This is a genomic window from Archangium sp. (genome assembly GCF_036388035.1).
Taxonomy (GTDB): Bacteria; Myxococcota; Myxococcia; order Myxococcales; family Myxococcaceae; genus Archangium.
In genome coordinates this window covers 1-16177 of sequence record NZ_DASVSO010000917.1, presented here as the reverse complement: position 1 = coordinate 16177, position 16177 = coordinate 1, and the positions used below count along the sequence as shown (strand labels likewise).

At 71.2% G+C, this 16177-nt stretch carries 12 protein-coding genes; 8 read left to right on the top strand and 4 right to left on the bottom strand.

Annotation, left to right across the window (positions count from 1 at the left end; all coding sequences use genetic code 11):
- Window positions 1-80: 80 nt before the first annotated feature.
- Window positions 81-1769 (top strand): AarF/ABC1/UbiB kinase family protein, encoded by a 1689-nt coding sequence (locus tag VF697_RS37960; protein ID WP_331102864.1) that lies wholly within the window; start codon window positions 81-83, stop codon window positions 1767-1769.
- Between the two features lie 54 nt (window positions 1770-1823).
- On the opposite strand, the gene VF697_RS37955 is transcribed toward VF697_RS37960, so the two are convergent.
- From VF697_RS37955 to VF697_RS37940, 4 genes are all read right to left on the bottom strand, one after another.
- Entirely contained in the window at window positions 1824-3449 is a 1626-nt protein-coding gene (locus VF697_RS37955) for a DUF2330 domain-containing protein (RefSeq protein WP_331102863.1), read from the bottom strand.
- 135 nt (window positions 3450-3584) lie between these two features.
- A complete protein-coding gene (locus VF697_RS37950) occupies window positions 3585-6716 on the bottom strand; it encodes an efflux RND transporter permease subunit (protein WP_331102862.1) in 3132 nt (1043 codons plus the stop codon).
- Window positions 6713-7909 carry an efflux RND transporter periplasmic adaptor subunit gene (locus tag VF697_RS37945; RefSeq protein ID WP_331102865.1) on the bottom strand — a complete coding sequence of 399 codons (1197 nt, stop codon included), beginning with the start codon at window positions 7907-7909 and terminating at the stop codon, window positions 6713-6715. The genes VF697_RS37950 and VF697_RS37945 overlap by 4 nt, the downstream gene beginning before the upstream one ends.
- A 21-nt stretch (window positions 7910-7930) precedes the next feature.
- Entirely contained in the window at window positions 7931-9280 is a 1350-nt protein-coding gene (locus VF697_RS37940) for a TolC family protein (RefSeq protein WP_331102861.1), read from the bottom strand.
- 175 nt (window positions 9281-9455) lie between these two features.
- Between VF697_RS37940 and VF697_RS37935 the strand changes: the two genes are divergently transcribed.
- The 7 genes from VF697_RS37935 to VF697_RS37905 all read left to right on the top strand — a co-directional run bounded on the left by VF697_RS37935 (window position 9456) and on the right by VF697_RS37905 (window position 16176).
- Window positions 9456-11381, top strand: a complete 1926-nt coding sequence (locus tag VF697_RS37935; RefSeq protein WP_331102860.1) for a putative metal-binding motif-containing protein — start codon at window positions 9456-9458, stop codon at window positions 11379-11381.
- A 6-nt stretch (window positions 11382-11387) separates the two neighbouring features.
- Window positions 11388-12086: an ABC transporter ATP-binding protein gene (locus VF697_RS37930; RefSeq protein ID WP_331102859.1), complete on the top strand. Its 699-nt coding sequence runs from the start codon at window positions 11388-11390 to the stop codon at window positions 12084-12086.
- Entirely contained in the window at window positions 12083-12856 is a 774-nt protein-coding gene (locus tag VF697_RS37925; RefSeq protein WP_331102858.1) for an ABC transporter permease, read from the top strand. Before VF697_RS37930 ends, VF697_RS37925 begins: the two co-directional genes overlap by 4 nt.
- A gap of 74 nt (window positions 12857-12930) precedes the next feature.
- Window positions 12931-13674: an ABC transporter permease gene (locus VF697_RS37920; RefSeq protein ID WP_331102857.1), complete on the top strand. Its 744-nt coding sequence runs from the start codon at window positions 12931-12933 to the stop codon at window positions 13672-13674.
- An 11-nt stretch (window positions 13675-13685) separates the two neighbouring features.
- Window positions 13686-14408, top strand: a complete 723-nt coding sequence (locus VF697_RS37915; protein ID WP_331102856.1) for an ATP-binding cassette domain-containing protein — start codon at window positions 13686-13688, stop codon at window positions 14406-14408.
- Window positions 14401-15414, top strand: a complete 1014-nt coding sequence (locus VF697_RS37910) for an MlaD family protein (protein ID WP_331102855.1) — start codon at window positions 14401-14403, stop codon at window positions 15412-15414. Before VF697_RS37915 ends, VF697_RS37910 begins: the two co-directional genes overlap by 8 nt.
- A gap of 180 nt (window positions 15415-15594) precedes the next feature.
- Entirely contained in the window at window positions 15595-16176 is a 582-nt protein-coding gene (locus VF697_RS37905; protein ID WP_331102854.1) for a hypothetical protein, read from the top strand.
- The last annotated feature ends 1 nt before the right edge of the window (window position 16177 follow it).

The following is a 16177-nucleotide window of genomic DNA, read 5'->3' as shown; positions in this document are numbered from 1 at the left end:
GGCCTGAGGTCTGTCCGCCCGACAACGGGCGGCTCAGAGGGTTTGCGGGCGGAGCGGGGCCGTGGAAAGGTGCCGGCCCCGTGCTCCTCCAGGATTTGAACCGCGTCCGGCAGATTGGGGTCATCGCAGCGCGCCACGGCTTCGGCGAGTGGCTCGAGCGCGCGGGCGTGTGGCGGCTGCTGGGGCGGCGGGAGAAGGTGGAGGTATCGCCCGAGGTCCAGCGCGCCTCCACCGCGCGCCGCTTCCGGATGCTGCTCAATGATCTGGGCCCCACCTTCGTGAAGCTGGGGCAGATCCTCTCCACGCGCGCGGACCTGCTGCCGGGCGAGTTCATCGAGGAGCTGGCGACGCTGCAGGACCATGTGGAGCCCATCCCGCTCGAGGACGTGTACGCGCGGATCCGCGAGTCGCTGGGCCGCGAGGCCACGGAGCTCTTCAAGCAGATCGATCCCGAGCCGCTGGCGGCGGCGTCGATCGCCCAGGTGCACCGGGCAGTGACGCTGGAGGGCGAGGAGGTGGTGGTGAAGGTGCAGCGGCCGGGAATCTCCGAGCGGATCGACTCGGACCTGGTGGTGCTGCGCTCGCTGGCGCGGCTGCTGGAGGCGGTGGTGGAGGAGACGGGCATCTACACGCCCACGGGGATCGTCGACGAGTTCGACCGGGCCATCCACGAGGAGCTGGACTTCGTGCACGAGGCCTCGAACATCCGGGCCTTCCTGGAGAACAACCGCAACCGGCCGTACATGACGATTCCGCGGGTGTACGCGGCGCTCAGCAGCCGGACGGTGCTGACGATGGAGTTCGTCCGGGGGGTGAAGATCAGCGTGGCGGAGCTGTCGCTGGAGGATCGGCGGGAGGTGGCGGGCCACATCCTGGACACGAGCTTCCGGCAGCTCTTCGAGGACGGGCTGTTCCACGGAGACCCGCACCCGGGGAACATCCTGGTGCTGGAGGGCAACCGGCTGGCGCTGCTGGACTTCGGGGTGGTGGGCCGGCTGTCGCGCGCCATGCAGGAGACGCTGGTGATGCTGGTGCTGGCGGTGGCGCTGAAGGACAGCGACTCGGTGGCGCGCATCCTCTACCGGGTGGGCGTGCCGGACGCGCGGGCGAACCTGGTGGGCTTCCGCAACGACATCGAGGGGCTGCTCGGGCGGCACCTGCCGACGACGCTGGGGCAGGTGGACGCGCGCAGCCTGATGCGCGATCTGCTCGACCTGGCGGTGAAGTACCGGATCCGGATTCCGAAGGAGTACGCGCTGCTGAGCCGGGCGTCGGTGTCGACGGAGGGCATCCTGCGCACGCTGTACCCGGACCTGAACATCCTCGAGGTGGCGATGCCGTACGCCAAGGAGCTGCTGGCGGACCGGTACGATCCGACCCAGCTCCAGGGCGGGCTGATGCGGACGTTGCTGCGCTTCCAGTCGCTGGCGGCGGATCTGCCCACGCAGCTCTCGCAGATCCTGCTGGACCTGGAGTCGGGGAAGTTCAGCGTGACGGTGCGGGCGGATCAGTTCGACAAGTTGAACGAGAACCTGCGGAGCGCGGCGATCGTGATGTTCATGGGCCTGTGCGCCTGCGGGTTCATCGTGGGAGCGTTCATCTCGTTCGCGCAGACGCCGGTGATGTACCAGGGGGTGCCGGTGCTGGGCGTGCTGGGCGTGGCGATGTCCGCGGCCCTCTTCGGGGCGACCTTCACCTGGTACCTGTTCGGCAAACGGTTCGGCAAGGTGCGGGTGAGTCGCTGGCTCGCGAAGAAGCGCGGCCGCTGAGCATCCCCCACCCCCTCTCCCGAGGGAGAGGGGGTGCCTGCCTCGCGTCAGACCTCAGTTGCGGCGCCGGCGCAGGCTCCACGCGCCGAACACCAGGGCCAGCATCGCCGCCGAGCTCGCGTCCGTGGCACCGCAGCCGCAACTCCCCACCACGCCGCCGCCCAGGTCCTGGATGACGCCCAGGATGAGCGGGCTGTTGTCCTGGATGATGGCCGGTGCGCCCACGTCGCTGTACTGCTCCACGCGCTCCGCGTTGGGGCCCTGGTTGATGGGCTGGTTGAACTTCGTGAAGAAGAAGCGCCCGTCCGGCAGCTCGATGCGCACCTCGCGCTTCGAGAAGTCCTCCTGGCAGGACTCGAAGCGCGCCTTGGCGGTGAAGACGTTGGAGACGTCCGCCGCGTCCGCGTTGAACTCGAAGTCCGGATCCACCGTCATCTCCTCGGCGGACATGGTGGTGTAGAGGCGCGTGAGGTACGGGTGCGCGTTGAGCAGCGCCACGGACGACTTCACCGGCAGCACCACCTCCTTCTCCAGCGCGTCCGCGAAGCCCTTCGCGTCGAAGGGCGCGCGCCCCGGATCCGAGTCGATGGCCGACCGGTAGAAGCCCAGGCTGTTGTAGAACTGCGCCTCGTTCACGCCCTGCTGCGCGAGTGACGCCGGCATGGGGATGTACTTGCGCAGCAGGCTCTGCACCGTGGGGTCTCCCGCGAAGCCCTGGGAGAGCATTGCCATGCCGAAGTCCACCGGGTGCGCGTAGCCCGCGAGCACCGCGGTGTTGTAGCCCCGGTTGTTGTTCATCATCGCGAAGTTCTGCCCGAAGGACGCGGCGCTCCCGGCGAACTCGGTGAGGAAGGCACGCCCGCCGGCCTCGTCCACCGCCGCCGTGGCCACCTGCGGGTAGTTGCGCCCGTTCCCCAGCCAGTCCACGCGCGTGGGGTTGATGAGCACGTGCCGGTAGTTCATCGGAATGGCGCGATTTTGCGACAGCACGTACGCGATGATCGGCATGTCCGGGCGCGCCGCGATCGCCGTGAGCCGGATGGGGATGCAGGGCCGGTTGCCCTCGAACTTCACCACCACGGGCCGCAGGTCCCCTACCCCCTTGTCCTGCTGGAGCTTGAGGGCGATGAAGTAGTAGCCGTTGCCCACGTACGGCTCGAGCGCCTTCGTGGTGGTCTCGGGGATGTCGTAGCCGTTGGTGGTGAGCCAGGTGCGCAGCGCCACCGCGTCGTCCGCGGTGAGGGTGGCCGCGTCATAGGGCCCCACGTCCTCGCGAGACACCACCACCACCCCGCCGCCGTCCGCCTGCGGCGGGCCGCCAGAGGTCGGCGACTCCGCCATGTCCGGAATGCCGCCGCGGAAGATGGGCTGGCACGAGGGCTCCCACTGGAGCTGGAACCGCGGCTGCGTCACCTGATCCAGGTAGGTGAAGAGCTGCGCCGAGCCGATGCTCAGCGTGGGCCGGGCCTGCACCGGCACCACCCAGGCGAACTTCTTCGCGTCGCCCTGGTACTGGATCTGGATGTGGGCCTCGACCGCGTTGCCGCTGACGCCGAAGACGATCCGCTCCCCGGCCTGATCGATGGGCGCCTGGGCACAGAAGAAACCGCCGCAGGCCTCGGCCCGGGGCGCGGCCAACAGCCCCACGGCGAGGAGTGCTCCGAGTACCACGTAACGCATGCAGACCCCCTTGGAGGAAAAGCGCGAGGGGCATCTTGTTGCAAGCGGTTGGCCGAGCGTCAACCCCGCGACATCACGGGCCTCGGGGGACGGGGGCCCCTCAGAAATCCACGAGGGGCCCACGAATCCACGGCGTCAGCCCCCCGCGAGCCGGGGTTTCTCGCCCTCGACGGAGGCGCCCGCCCCACCCGAGCCCGAGCCGTGCTCGGAGTCCGAGCCCCGGCCGCGCCACCGCGCCAGCCGCGTCACCATCCGGTCCGCCACCACGTAGAAGGCGGGCACCACCAGGAGGCTGAGCACGGTGGAGATGGAGAGGCCGCCCAGCACGGCCACGGACATGGGGGCGCGCGTCTCGCTGCCAGCGCCCAGCGCCAGCGCCGCGGGCACCGCCGCCATCATCGTGGCCAGCGACGTCATGAGGATGGGCCGCAGGCGCACCGGCCCCGCCCGCTGCATGGCCTCCACCGCGTCCGCTCCCAGCTCGCGTTGCTGTAGGGCGTAGTCCACCAGGATGATGGAGTTCTTCTTCACGATGCCCATCAGCAGCAGCAGGCCGATCATGCTGAAGATGTTGAGCGTCGTGTTGGTGCCCCACATCGCGAAGGCCGCCCCCGCCACCGACAGCGGGAGGATGGTGAGCACCGTGACGGGGTGGAGGAACGAGTTGAACTGCGAGGCCAGCACCATGTAGGCCACCCCGATGCCCAGGAAGAGGGCGAAGAGGAGGCTGCTCATGGACTCCTGGAAGGCCACGCTGGAGCCGCCGAACACCACGCGAGTGCCACCGGGCAGATCCTTCGCCAGCCGCTGCACCGTCTCCATCGCCTCCTGCTGGGTGGCGCCGGGAGCCACGTTGGCGAAGATGCTGATGGCGCGCTCACGGTCCTTGCGGGTGATGGCCTGGAGCGCCGGGCGCTCCTCCTGCGTCACCAGCGAGGACAGCGGCACCAGCTCGTTCGAGCCGGTGCGCACCTTCAGCACTGACAGGTCCTCCGGCCGCGAGCGCTGGTCCTTGAGCAGGCGCAGCCGCACGTCGATGCGGCGCCCGCCGGTGCTGTACTTGCCCACGCGCACCCCGCCCACCAGGGCGTTGAGGGTGGAGCCCACCGTCTCCATGGACACGCCCAGGTCCGCGGCGCGCGCCCGGTCCGGGGTGATGCGCAGCTCCGGCATGCCGAGCTGGTAGTCCGTGTCCACGTCCACCACCTTGCCGCTCGCCTGGAGCTGCTCGCGGATCTCCGTGCTGGACTCGATGAGGCGCTCCCAGTCCGAGCCGCGCACGCTGAACTCCACCGGGAAGCCGCGCGAGCCCGTGAAGCCGCTCTGCGACAGGTCCATCACCACCGCGCGCAGGCCCGGGTACGAGTTGAGCTCCTTGCGCACCACCTGGTTGAACTCGGCCATGGGCATGCGCTGACCCTGTGGCAACAGGGTGACGAACAGCATGCCGCCATTCGCCCCAGCGCCGCCGCCGCCCACCACCGCGAACAGGCGGCTCACCTCGGGCCGGTTGCGCAGGAACTCCTCGGCCCGCAGGAAGAGCCGGTTGGTCTCCTCCACGGTGCTGCCCACCGGCGTCTGCATGCGCACCATGACGCGGCCCTGGTCCTGCGAGGGAACGAACTCGCTCGACAGGCTCTTGAAGGCGAAGCCGGACAGGGCCAGCAGCAGCACCGCGCCGCCCAGCACCCACCAGGGCCGCTTCAGCCCCCGTGCCAGCACCTTGCCATAGCGGTGCTCCAGCCAGGTGAAGGCGCGATCCACCACCAGGCCCACCTTGCTGCGACCCTCGCGGCCCGTCTTGAGGAGCTGCGCGCACCGCGCCGGCGCCAGGGTGATGGCCTCCACGTAGGACAGCAGCACCGCCACGCACAGCGTCACGCCGAACTGGAGGAAGAACTTGCCGATGACGCCCTTCATGAAGACGACGGGCAGGAAGATGGCCACCACCGCCAGCGTGGCCGCCAGGGCCGCGAAGGTGATCTCGTGCGTGCCCTCCCGCGCCGCTCTCACCCGATCCTTCCCCTCCTCCGCGTGCCGGAAGATGTTCTCCATCACCATGATGGCGTCATCCACCACGATGCCCACCGCCAGTGAGAGGCCCAGCAGCGTGAAGGTGTTGAGGGTGAAGCCCAGGAAGTAGATGACCGCCACCGTGCCCAGCAGCGACATGGGGATGGCGAGGATGACGTTGAGCGTGCTGGAGAGCGAGCCGAGGAAGGCCCAGCACACCAGGGCCGTCAGGATGCAGGCCAGCAGCAGCTCGAACTCGATCTCGTGGACGCTCTCCTCGATGAACTGGGTGGAGTCGAAGTTGATGCCCACCTCCAGGCCCGGGGGGGCGTCCTTCTGCACCTCGGCCAGCTTGGCGCGCACACCCTGGGCCACGGCCACCGCGTTGGCGCCGCGCTGCTTGCGGATGCCGAGCCCCTGGGCCGGCTGCCCATCCACGCGGGCGATGCGGCGCTCGTCCTCGAAGCCGTCCTCCACCAGCGCCACGTCGGACAGATAGACGGGGGAGCCGTCTCCCTCGCGCACCACCAGGTGGCGCAGCGTCTCCAGATTCAACGCCTCGCCCATGACGCGGACGTTGATCTCCCGGCCCTCCGTCTCGATGCGGCCCGCGGGCAGCTCCACGTGCTCGCGCTGGAGCGTGGTGATGACGTCCATGACGGTGAGCCCGCGCGCGTCCAGCTTCGCCGCGTCCACCCAGATGCGCACGTTGCGCTCCAGCGAGCCACCCAGCGTCACCTCGCCCACGCCCGGCACCGTCTGCAGCGACTCCTTCAACCGGTAGCGGGCGAAGTCGGAGATGAACTGTCGCGAGAAGGGCCCGGACACGCCCACCTGGATGATGGGGTTGTCCTCCGGGTTGCTCTTGGAAATGACCGGCGGATCGATGTCCCGCGGCAGGCGGTTCTGCGCCTGGCTCACCTTGGCCGTCACGTCCTGCAGCGCCTGGTTCACGTCGCGCGACAGATCCAGCTCCACCGAGATGCCACCGCCGCCCTGGCTCGCCTTGGAGGTGATGGTCTTGACGCCCTCCACCTGCATCACCGCTTCCTCGAGCGGCTCGATGATGTCGTTCTCCACCGCCTCCGGCGAAGCCCCCTCCCAGCTCACGTTGACGCTGATGACGGGGTAGTCCACGTCCGGGAACTGGCTGATGCCGATGTCCTTCGCCGCCACCAGCCCGAAGACGATGGTGGCCGCCATCAGCATCCAGGCGAAGACGGGCTTCTTGATGCAGACATCGGTGATGTTCATCGACCCGCGCCTCCGTTGTTGGCCGTGTCCGCCTCACGGCGCGGCTCGCCGGTGAAGCCCGGTTTGGCCCCCTCCGCGATGCGCACCGCGGCGCCGTCCTTGAGCGCCTCGCCGCCGCGCACCACGAGCTGCTCGCCGGCCTCGAGCCCCTCGCGCACCTCCACCAGCCCGTCCGCCGTGCGCAGGCCGAGATCCACCACGCGCTCGCGCGCCTTGCCGTCCTGCACCACGAAGGCCAGGAAGCCGCGCTCGCTGGGGCGCACCGCCGTCTGGGGGATGACCGGGGCGCCCTGGGCCGTCGCCACCGGCACCGACACCGTGGCGAAGGCTCCCGGCCGCAGCGCCTGGGCCTCCTTCCCGCTCACCTCCGCCGTCACCTTCACCATGCGGCTCGCCGCGTCCGCCGCGTCCGCCACGTAGCTGATGCGGCCCGTGTACGTGTGCCCGTCCGTGCGCACCGTGAAGCGCGCCGGCATCCCCGGCTTCACCCGCGACACGTCCGCCTCGGCCACGGTGAAGCGCAGCAGCAGCGGATCCCGCCGCAGCAGCGTGGCCATCACCGTGCCCGGCTGCACGTACTGCCCCGTCTGCACCGTGCGCGTCTGCAGCACCCCGTCCATGGGCGCCTTCACGTAGGCGTCGCGCAGGTTCAGCTCGGCCTGATCCAACGCCGCCTTCGCCGCGCTGGCGTCCGCCGCCGCCGTGCGCGCCCGCGCCTGGGCGGTATCGAGCTGCTCGGCCGGCAACAGCCCCGGGCGCTCCTCGTTGGCCGCCGTGCGCCGCCCGGAGGCCGCCTCCGCCTCGGCCTTCGACGCCTGGGCCTTCTCCAGCGCCGCCTGCGCCGAGCGCACCGCGATGCTGTAGCGCGTGGGCTCGATCTCCGCGAGCACCTCGCCCTTCTTCACCGACTGGCCCTCCATGAAGCGCACCTGCTCCACCACGCCCGCCACGCGCGCGGTGATCTGCACCTGCTCGAAGGCCTCCACCGAGCCCACCGCGGAGACGACGTACTCCACGTCGCGCGCCTCCACGGCCGCCACCTCCACCGGGAACTGCACCGGGCCGCGACTGCCGCCCCTGCCCCCCGCCCCACCCTGCGCGCCGGGCGCACCCGGGCCCGCGGGAGCGGCCCCCGCCCCCCCGGACGGCTTGCCACACCCCGTCCCCAGGGCGAGCGCGGCGCCCAGCACCATCGTCACGACACGCGTCTTCACTTACGGCTCCTTCCCCAGCGGATCGAGTCCCACGGCGGCCCGCAGCTCCAGCAGCGCGGTCCCCAATGCATACCGAGCCCGGGCCAATGCCACCTCGGCCTCGAACTGCCTCACCTGCGCATCACTCAACGCCAACGAGGAAACAAGTCCCTGGCGATAGAGGATGCTCGTCTCCTCCGCGTTCTGGCGGGCGGCCCGGACGGCCACCTCGTTGAGCGCCAGGGCGGACTGGGAGGTGCGCAGCGCCACCCGCGCGCGATCCACCGCCACGTCCACGCGCCGCGTGCGCGCCGTCGCCTCGAGCTCCAGGGCCCGCGCCAGGGCGAGCCGCTCCCGGCGATCCGCGTAGCGCTCGCCGCCGTCGAAGACGCTCCAGGTGAGATCCACGGTGAAGAAGCCATCGAAGTTGCGGCCGGCGAGGCCCGCCTCGTTGGTGTAGCGGTACTGGGCGCTGGCGCCCAACGAGGGGAACAGCCGGGCGAGCGGCTCGCGCGCGAGGGCCTCCTGGGCCTGCACCCGCAGCTTCGCGGAGAGGATGTCCGGGCGGCGCTCCTCGGCCTTCTCGGCCAGCCCCACGAAGGAGTCCACGGGGCGCGAGGCCTCGGTGAGCAGCGTCTCGGGCGCGGCCAGCGGGCCCTCCACGGGCGCCACCAGCAGGTAGCCCAGCTCCAGGCGGCTCGTCTCGGCCTGCCCCACCGACTCGGCGAGCTGGGACTCCGCGCTGGCCACGTCCAGCTCCGAGCGCGTCACGTCATTGGTGCTGGCCAGCCCCGCCCGAGCCCGGGCCCGGGCCTCCTCGAGGGACTGGCGCGCCAAGGCCAGCCGGCGCTCCGAGGCCTCGACCACCTGCTGGGAGCCCAGCGTGGAGAGGAAGGCGTTGGCGGCCTGGAAGCCCACCTGGCGGCGAACCTCTACCGCGTCCAACTCCGTCGCCTCGCCGTCCTTCTTCGCGGCCTGGTAGAGCGGGAAGCCCCGCGCGTCGAAGAGCGTGAGGCGGGCGATGGCCGTGCCACCCAGGGCATTGAGCGCCTGCACCACCACCTGCTCCTCGCCCACCTGCCGCGTCGTCTCCCGTGGGCGGCGCGTGTAGGAGCCGGTGACGGTGAGCCTCGGGAAGAAGAAGGCCCGGGCGCGCGCCACACGGGCCTGGGCGGCCTCGGCGCGGGCCTGGGCGGAGAGCGCGCTCTCGTTCTGCTCCGTCGCGAGCGTCACCGCGCGCTCCAGCGTCAGCGGCTGCCCCCCAGCGGCGGGAGGTGGGGCGGGACGCGGCTCCTGGGCATGCGCGTCAGGCGCACACAGTGCGAGCCAAGCGCACACGGGGAGGACGACGGCGGCTCGGATCAAGGGCATGTTCGTGCGAGAGGGGGTGCGATCCGGGGGAAATGGCCAGCAAGCACCTATAGCGGAGGGGGGAGCGCCCGGCCACGGGAACCTGGGGCTGTCTAGACGCTGCCTCGCGCATCGGGCTAATGGTGGGACGAAGACTTTTCACGTCGGGCGCGGTGCGCCCGGGAATGCTCGAGTCATGCGTTTATTCCTGGCGGTGGGAATGTTGGCGCTGTGCGGCTGCAGTCGCGGCGGCGAGGCCGAGGCGGGAGCCGTGCGCGTGGAGGTCTTCTACGCCACGTTCCGCCCCGGGTGCCTGACTGTGACGGCACTGGACGAGGCGGATGCGAGCCGCACCGAGACGCAGCAGCTCCCGGTGGATGAGCGGCGCAGCGACGACCGGACGGTGGCGGTGTTCCGCAAGGCGGACTGGAGCCGCAACCTCCGGCTGACGGCGAGCGCGCGGGAGGGCTCGTGCTCGGGCCCGGAGGTGGCCTCCAGCTCGCAGGTGGTGGAGATCCCCGAGAAGGGCGCCACGCTGGTGTACCTGGACCTGCGCGCGCAGGACCTGGACGGGGACGGCTTCGTCTCGGCGAGTGCGTCCGGCGGCAAGGGCACGGACTGCGACGACACCGATGCCCGCGCCTACCCCGGCGCCACGGAGACGTGCGACGGCAAGGACAGCAACTGCTCCGGGAGCGAGGACGACGCCGTCGACAAGCGCGGCTACTACGTGGACGCGGACGGGGACGGTTACGGCAACCCGACGCAGGTGGTGCGTGCCTGCATGCGGCCCTCGGGCGCGGTGTCGGAGGCCGGCGACTGCCACGATGGGAAGAAGGGCGTCCACCCGGGCCAGGCCGAGCAGCTCTGCGACGGAGAGGACGAGAACTGCAGCGGCGCGGCGGACGAGAATTTCCACCTGGGCTCGGCGTGCGAGACGGAGCTGGGCTGCGCGGGCACGCGCGGCTGCACGACGGATAAATCGGCGGCCGTGTGTGCCAGCACGCAGTCCCCCATGCCGTGGTTCGTGGATGAGGACGGGGACGGGCGCTACGGCACGAGCGTGGGCCTCTCCTGCAAGACGCAGCCGGACGCGAGGACGCTCAAGGACGACTGCGACGAGGGCTCGCGCTTCCTCGGCGGCGCCGAGGTGTGCGACCGGCTGGACAACAACTGCGATGGCCGCGTGGATGAAGGCGGCCTCTGCGCCGGCGGCCCGTGGAGCGCCCGGAGCGTGCTCGGCGGGGACACGACGTGGGAGGCGGTGACGAGCTACGGCCTGGGCAGGGCGTGGCTGGCGGGCGCGGGCGGTAGGCTCGCGCACGTGGACGGCGCGACGGTGACGGACATCGCTGGCTGCACGGGGAACTGGAAGGCCGCGTGGGCGAGGCCGAGCGATGGGCGCGTCTTCCTCGGCTCGGCGGACGGGGTGCTCGGCAGCGCCACGACCTCGGGCACGGCGTGTGTCACGGCCTCCGTGGGCGGGGTGACGAGCAGCATCAACGGGCTGGTGGGCTTCGAGCGCTCCGGCGTCACCACCGTGTACGCGGTGACCAGTGGCGGCCATGTGCTGCGCTGGGAGTGGCGGAGCGCCTCCTCGCCCTCGGCGCCGGTGGTGGCGGCCACGGTGCCGGCGAACCTGCGGAGCATCCACGGCCTGGGCGAGGGCACGCTGCTCGCCGTGGGCGCCGAGAGCTACCAGCTCGACAACAGCACGGCCGTGCCCCGCGCCTTCCGCCTCGACACGGCCTCGGGAAGCTGGAAGCCCGAGAGCCTGCCGGCGGACGTCGGCACGGGCTTCCTGCGCGGCGTGTCGGTGGTGGACGGGCGGCTGGCGTACGCGGTGGGTGACAGGGGCCTCGTGCTCGCGCGCGAGAACGGGGCGTGGCGGAAGCTGACGTCGCCCGACGGCACGACGGATCTGGTGGACGTGGTCGCCTTCGACCCCACCGTCGTCCTCGTCCTCTCCAAGAAGGCCAACACGTACCTCCACCGCCTCAACGGCACCACCTGGACCGAGCCCTTCCCCCAGGGACAGGCGCTCCTCTCGCTCGACGGCTTCGACCCCCGGGAACAGTGGGCGGTGGGCCAGGGCGGGACGCTGGTGCACTGGGGCCTCTGAGCCCCCATGGAGCTGCGCGCGGACAGGCTCACGGTGCGGCAGGGCGTGCGACCCGTTCTCCGGGACGTGGTCTGCACCCTTCCGCCCGGCAGCCGCGTGCTCGTGCTCGGGCGCTCGGGCGCGGGCAAGACGACGTTGTTCAAGGCGCTCGCGGGGCTGACGGCGCCCGCCAGCGGACACGTCCTCTGGAATGGCGAGGACGTGGCGGCGATGGCCCCCGCGCTCAAGCGCGCGCGCCAGGCGGCGTTCGGCATGGTGTTCCAGACGGACGCCCTCTTCGACTCGATGACGGTGCGCCGCAACGTGCTGCTGCCCCTGGAGCGCCGGCACGTGCCCCGCGAGGAGGCGGAGGCGCGCGCGGACGAGGTGCTGCGGGCGGTGGGTCTCGCCGAGGCCGCGGAGACCCTGCCGGAGCGGCTGTCCGGGGGCATGCGCAAGCGGGCCGGCATCGCGCGCGCGCTGGCGGCGAGGCCCTCGGTGCTGCTGGCGGATGATCCGTTCGCGGGGTTGGATCCGGGCACGGCGCGGCAGGTGGCGCGGGTGCTGCTGGAGGTGGCCGGGAGCGGCTCGCTGATCGTCGCCGCGCCCGATGCTCCGCCGGAGCTCTCCCTCTCCCGCTGGCTGTACCTGCGCGACGGGCAGCTCCTGTACGACGGCCCGCCGGCTCCCGAGGTGGAAGCACTGGCGGACGAGGCGCTCGCGTGAGCGCACGGGGCTGGCTCGGGCGGGAGACGCTCGATGGAGTGCGGGCCGTGGGAGCGCTGGGGCTGGTGCTGGCGCGCACGGTGCTGGGGCTGGCACGGATGGATCGCCGCGAGCTGCTGCGAGGGCTGGTGCAGTTCGGCTGGGGCTCGCTGCCGCTGACGCTGGCGACGGCGGCGCTGACAGGGGCGACGGTGGTGGTGCAGACGTCGCTGTACGTGCAGCGCTTCGGGGCGCGGGCAGTGCTCGGGTGGGCGGCGGGGTACGCGGTGCTGTGGGAGTTCGGCCCGCTGCTGCTGGGGTTGGTGATGGCGGCGCGGCTGGGAGCGCGCAACGCGGCGGAGCTGGCGACGATGCAGGTGGGCGGGCAGCTCGAGGGCCTGCGCGGCATCGGGTTGGATCCGTTCTCGATCCTGGTGGCCCCACGGGTGGTGGCGATGACGGCGAGCGTGACGGGCCTGTCCGCCCTCACCTTCCTGGTGGCCGTGCTCTTCGAGGCCGTGGCGGCCTACTTCACGCTGGCACTGCCAGTGCGCTCCTTCTTCGACAGCTTCGAGAGCATGCTCCACCTCCGGGACATGCTGGCCGGAGTGCTGAAGTCGGGCGCCTACGGGCTGGCCATCGCGCTGGTGTCCACGTCCGTGGGGCTGAGGGCGCGAGGAGGCGCTCGGGCGGTGGGCCAGGCGGCCGCGGGCGCGGTGGTGATGGGGTGCGCCGCCATCTTCCTGCTGGACTTCCTGCTCACCACCGCGCTGACGAAGCTGCCGGGGTGAGCCCGTCCCGGGTGGCTTCGTTCCCCGCGCGGAACGCGGTAGCCTCGGACCTCCGAAGTCACCCCCCACCTGGAATGAACATCCTCGCCTCCTTCGGAGCCCCCGTGCTGATGCTCGCGCGCACCGTGCGTGCGAGCGCGCGTGACGGCCTGCCCTGGCACGAGTGCCTGCGACAGCTCCACGAGCTGGGCGGGCGCAGCATGTGGCTGGTGACGTCGGGCATGGCGTTCTTCGGGGCGGTGATGGTGACGATCGCGAACGACCAGGCGAGCCGGCTCACGGGCAACCTGCCGGTGGTGGGCCCGCCCTACTTCGAGCTGATGGTGCGCGAGTTCGGCCCGGTGGTGTCCGCGCTGCTGGCGGCGGCGCGCGGAGGGGCCAGCCACGGCGCCGAGCTGTCCACCATGAGCGTCAACGAGCAGGTGGAGGCGCTGGAGATGTCGGCGGGCGACCCCTACGCGGACCTCGTGGCGCCGAGGGTGTTGGCGGGGCTGGTGGGCGTGCCGCTGCTGTGCGTGCTCGGGACGATGGCGGCGACGCTGTCGGCGGTGGCGACGGCGACGTGGGCCTTCGGCACGGACGGGACGGCCTTCATGGACGCGCGGTACGTGGACGGGTGGGACGTGGCGGCCGGGCTGGTGAAGGCGGCGGGCTGCGGCGTCTACATCCCCCTGGCCGCGGCGGTGGAGGGGCTGTCCGCGCGCGGAGGCGCCGAGGCGGTGGGCGAGGCCACCACGCGCGGGGTGGTGGCGGCGTGCATGGGCTGCCTGCTGATTGATTTCGTGGTGGCGCTCGGCTTCCAGGCGCTGCGGGTGTGAGTGGGACGGGCATGCTGCGCTTCTCGGAGGTATCGGTGACGTTCGAGTCCGGCCGGCGGGTGCTGGCGGGGCTGAGCGCGGAGCTGTCCACGCGCGAGCTGACCTTCGTGGCCGGAGCGAGCGGGGCGGGCAAGAGCGTGCTGTGCCGGCTGGCGGTGGGGCTGCTGCGGCCGGAGGCGGGCCGGGTGGAGCTGCTCGGCGAGCGGGTGGACACGCGGCCCGAGCGCGCCCTGCGAGCCCTGCGCCAGCGGGCGCCGTACCTGGTGCAGGGCCCGGCGCTGCTGGACTGGCGGACGCTGCGGGAGAACGTGGCGATGGCGGCTCCCGGCGTCTCTCGGGCCGCGGTGGACGAGGCCCTGGGGCTGGTGGGGTTGGAGGTGGCGGGAGATCGCCTGCCCACCGAGCTGGGGCCCGGGGCGAAGAAGCGGGCGGCGATTGCTCGGGCGCTGGTGCTGCGGCCGGAGTACCTGCTGCTGGACGAGCCCACCACGGGGCTGGACCGGAGGGCGGCGGCGCAGGTGGAGGGAGTGCTGGCCTCGGTGAAGGCGCGAGGGCTGGGAGCGCTGGTGGTGTCCCACGACTACCGGCTGCTGCGCACGCTGGCGGATCGGGTGCTGGTGGTGGGAGGAGGACGGTGTGCCTTCCTGGGCACGCCCGAGGAGTTCCTGGCATCTTCTGAACCGGAGCTGCGCGCCCTGACGGCGCCGTTCCTGGAGGCAGCCTCGGATGGATGAGCGTCGCTTGGAGATGAAGGTGGGCGCGCTGGTGTTGGCGGCGGTGCTGGGCGTGCTCGGCCTGCTATGGCTGATGGGCGAGCTGACGACGGGCGGCGAGACGGTGCTCTCGGTGGACTTCGGGCACACGGGCAACGTGGTGAAGGGCGCGCCGGTGAAGCTGGGCGGTGTGGTGGTGGGCCGGGTGGAGGACATCGGCCTGCAGCCGGATCGCCGGGACGAGCAGGGCCGGCCGCTGCCAGTGCGGATGGGGCTGTCGGTGCGTCCCGAGGCGCTGGCGGCGCTGCGCTCGGACGCGCGGGTGACGGTGGGGACGGTGGGCCCGCTGGGCGAGCCGTACCTGGAGCTGAACCCGGGCTCGGCGTCCGCCACTCCCCTGCCCTCCGGGGTTGCCCTGCGGGGCACGGACGCGCCGCGCCTGGACCTGGTGGCGCAGCAGCTCTCGGCCTTCCTGGACGTGGCGAGCGGCGCGCTCGCGGACGATCCGGAGGGGCTCCAGAAGCTGGCGGCCAACGTGTCCCGGCTGACGAGCACGCTGGACGGCGTGCTGAACGAGAACCGGGGCGATCTGAAGACGCTGACGGGCGAGCTGTCCGCGGCGGCGAAGGACATGCGCATGCTGGCGAAGCTCGCACGGGAGACGATGCAGGCCGGCGGCACGGGGGCCCAGCTGCTGGGAGACGCGGCGGAGACGGTGGCGCTGGTGAAGCGCGAGCTGCCCGGCATCTCCGGCTCGGCGGGCAAGACGCTCAATGGGCTCGCGATGATGACGGGCGGGCTCGATGAGAAGGACGGCGCGAAGCTGAAGCAGGCGCTGGAGCGCTACACGGCCGCGGGCGAGAAGCTGGACCAGATCGCCGCGAAGGCGGATCGGCTGCTCACCCGCATCGAGGCGGGCGAGGGCACGGTTGGTGCATTGCAGAAGGACAAGCAGGTCTACGAAGACCTGCGAGGCCTGCTGTCAGACCTCCGGAAGCACCCGTGGAAGGTACTCTGGAAGGAGTGAGGGGATGGGGAGGGTGGATGAGTATGTCCACGCGATTCGGAAGCACAACCGAAGGGACATCGTAAGGCTGTTCGAGTACGGCCTGACCCGGCGCAAGATGAGGCACGGTTTGCAACTGCAGCTCCGTCACGCCATGGAAAATGGCTTTCCACACTACGGTCTACGTTCGGAGGGCGCGCCATGACGGTGTGTGTGGTGACGGAGGAGCAGTTCGATGGCGAGCTCATCGAGTCACTGCTCAAAGCCAAGGGTCTCGAGCAAGCTCGCGTCTTCGTGGGCGGCAATCGATCTTCCGCGGAATCACTGGCCAGCTCGCTCATGGTCGTGAAGCAGCTCCCCGTGGCCCTCGTGCTCGACGCCGAAGCACATGATCCCTCGAAGATCCAGAGCCGCAGAAGGCAGCTCGAGGCCTTGGTGGGAGCCATTACCTCCATGGAGGAATGGAAGCTGATCCTGATGGCACCGGAGCTGGAGATCCTCTTCTTCCGAGTCCCGGGGCTGCTCGAATCACTCGGGCTCCCCGCCCCTTCGTCGGAACAGCTCAAGATCGCGGAGTATGTGCCAGGCAAGGTCCTCGAGGAGCTCGTCACGTCCGGCTCCGCCAAGCGGGCCAGGAACACGCCGTGGCGGCAATGGTTGATGAAGCGCTTCTCGCGGCTTCCTCATGACGAGATATGGAAGCTGGAGCCGTTCGCTGAACTCCAGCGCTTCCTCATCCAGGTCGAGCAGGCCTCCGAATCAGCAGCGCTCGGAGACCCCTGAA

What these genes read in the sequence shown, in the direction of transcription:
- VF697_RS37940 (WP_331102861.1), bottom strand. Translation starts at nt 9,280, where the DNA reads ATGCCCTTGATCCGAGCCGCCGTCGTCCTCCCCGTGTGCGCTTGGCTC.
- VF697_RS37905 (WP_331102854.1), top strand. Translation starts at nt 15,595, where the DNA reads ATGACGGTGTGTGTGGTGACGGAGGAGCAGTTCGATGGCGAGCTCATC.
- VF697_RS37945 (WP_331102865.1), bottom strand. Translation starts at nt 7,909, where the DNA reads ATGGTGCTGGGCGCCGCGCTCGCCCTGGGGACGGGGTGTGGCAAGCCG.
- VF697_RS37910 (WP_331102855.1), top strand. Translation starts at nt 14,401, where the DNA reads ATGGATGAGCGTCGCTTGGAGATGAAGGTGGGCGCGCTGGTGTTGGCG.
- VF697_RS37950 (WP_331102862.1), bottom strand. Translation starts at nt 6,716, where the DNA reads ATGAACATCACCGATGTCTGCATCAAGAAGCCCGTCTTCGCCTGGATG.
- VF697_RS37930 (WP_331102859.1), top strand. Translation starts at nt 11,388, where the DNA reads ATGGAGCTGCGCGCGGACAGGCTCACGGTGCGGCAGGGCGTGCGACCC.
- VF697_RS37935 (WP_331102860.1), top strand. Translation starts at nt 9,456, where the DNA reads ATGCGTTTATTCCTGGCGGTGGGAATGTTGGCGCTGTGCGGCTGCAGT.
- VF697_RS37915 (WP_331102856.1), top strand. Translation starts at nt 13,686, where the DNA reads ATGCTGCGCTTCTCGGAGGTATCGGTGACGTTCGAGTCCGGCCGGCGG.
- VF697_RS37920 (WP_331102857.1), top strand. Translation starts at nt 12,931, where the DNA reads ATGAACATCCTCGCCTCCTTCGGAGCCCCCGTGCTGATGCTCGCGCGC.
- VF697_RS37955 (WP_331102863.1), bottom strand. Translation starts at nt 3,449, where the DNA reads ATGCGTTACGTGGTACTCGGAGCACTCCTCGCCGTGGGGCTGTTGGCC.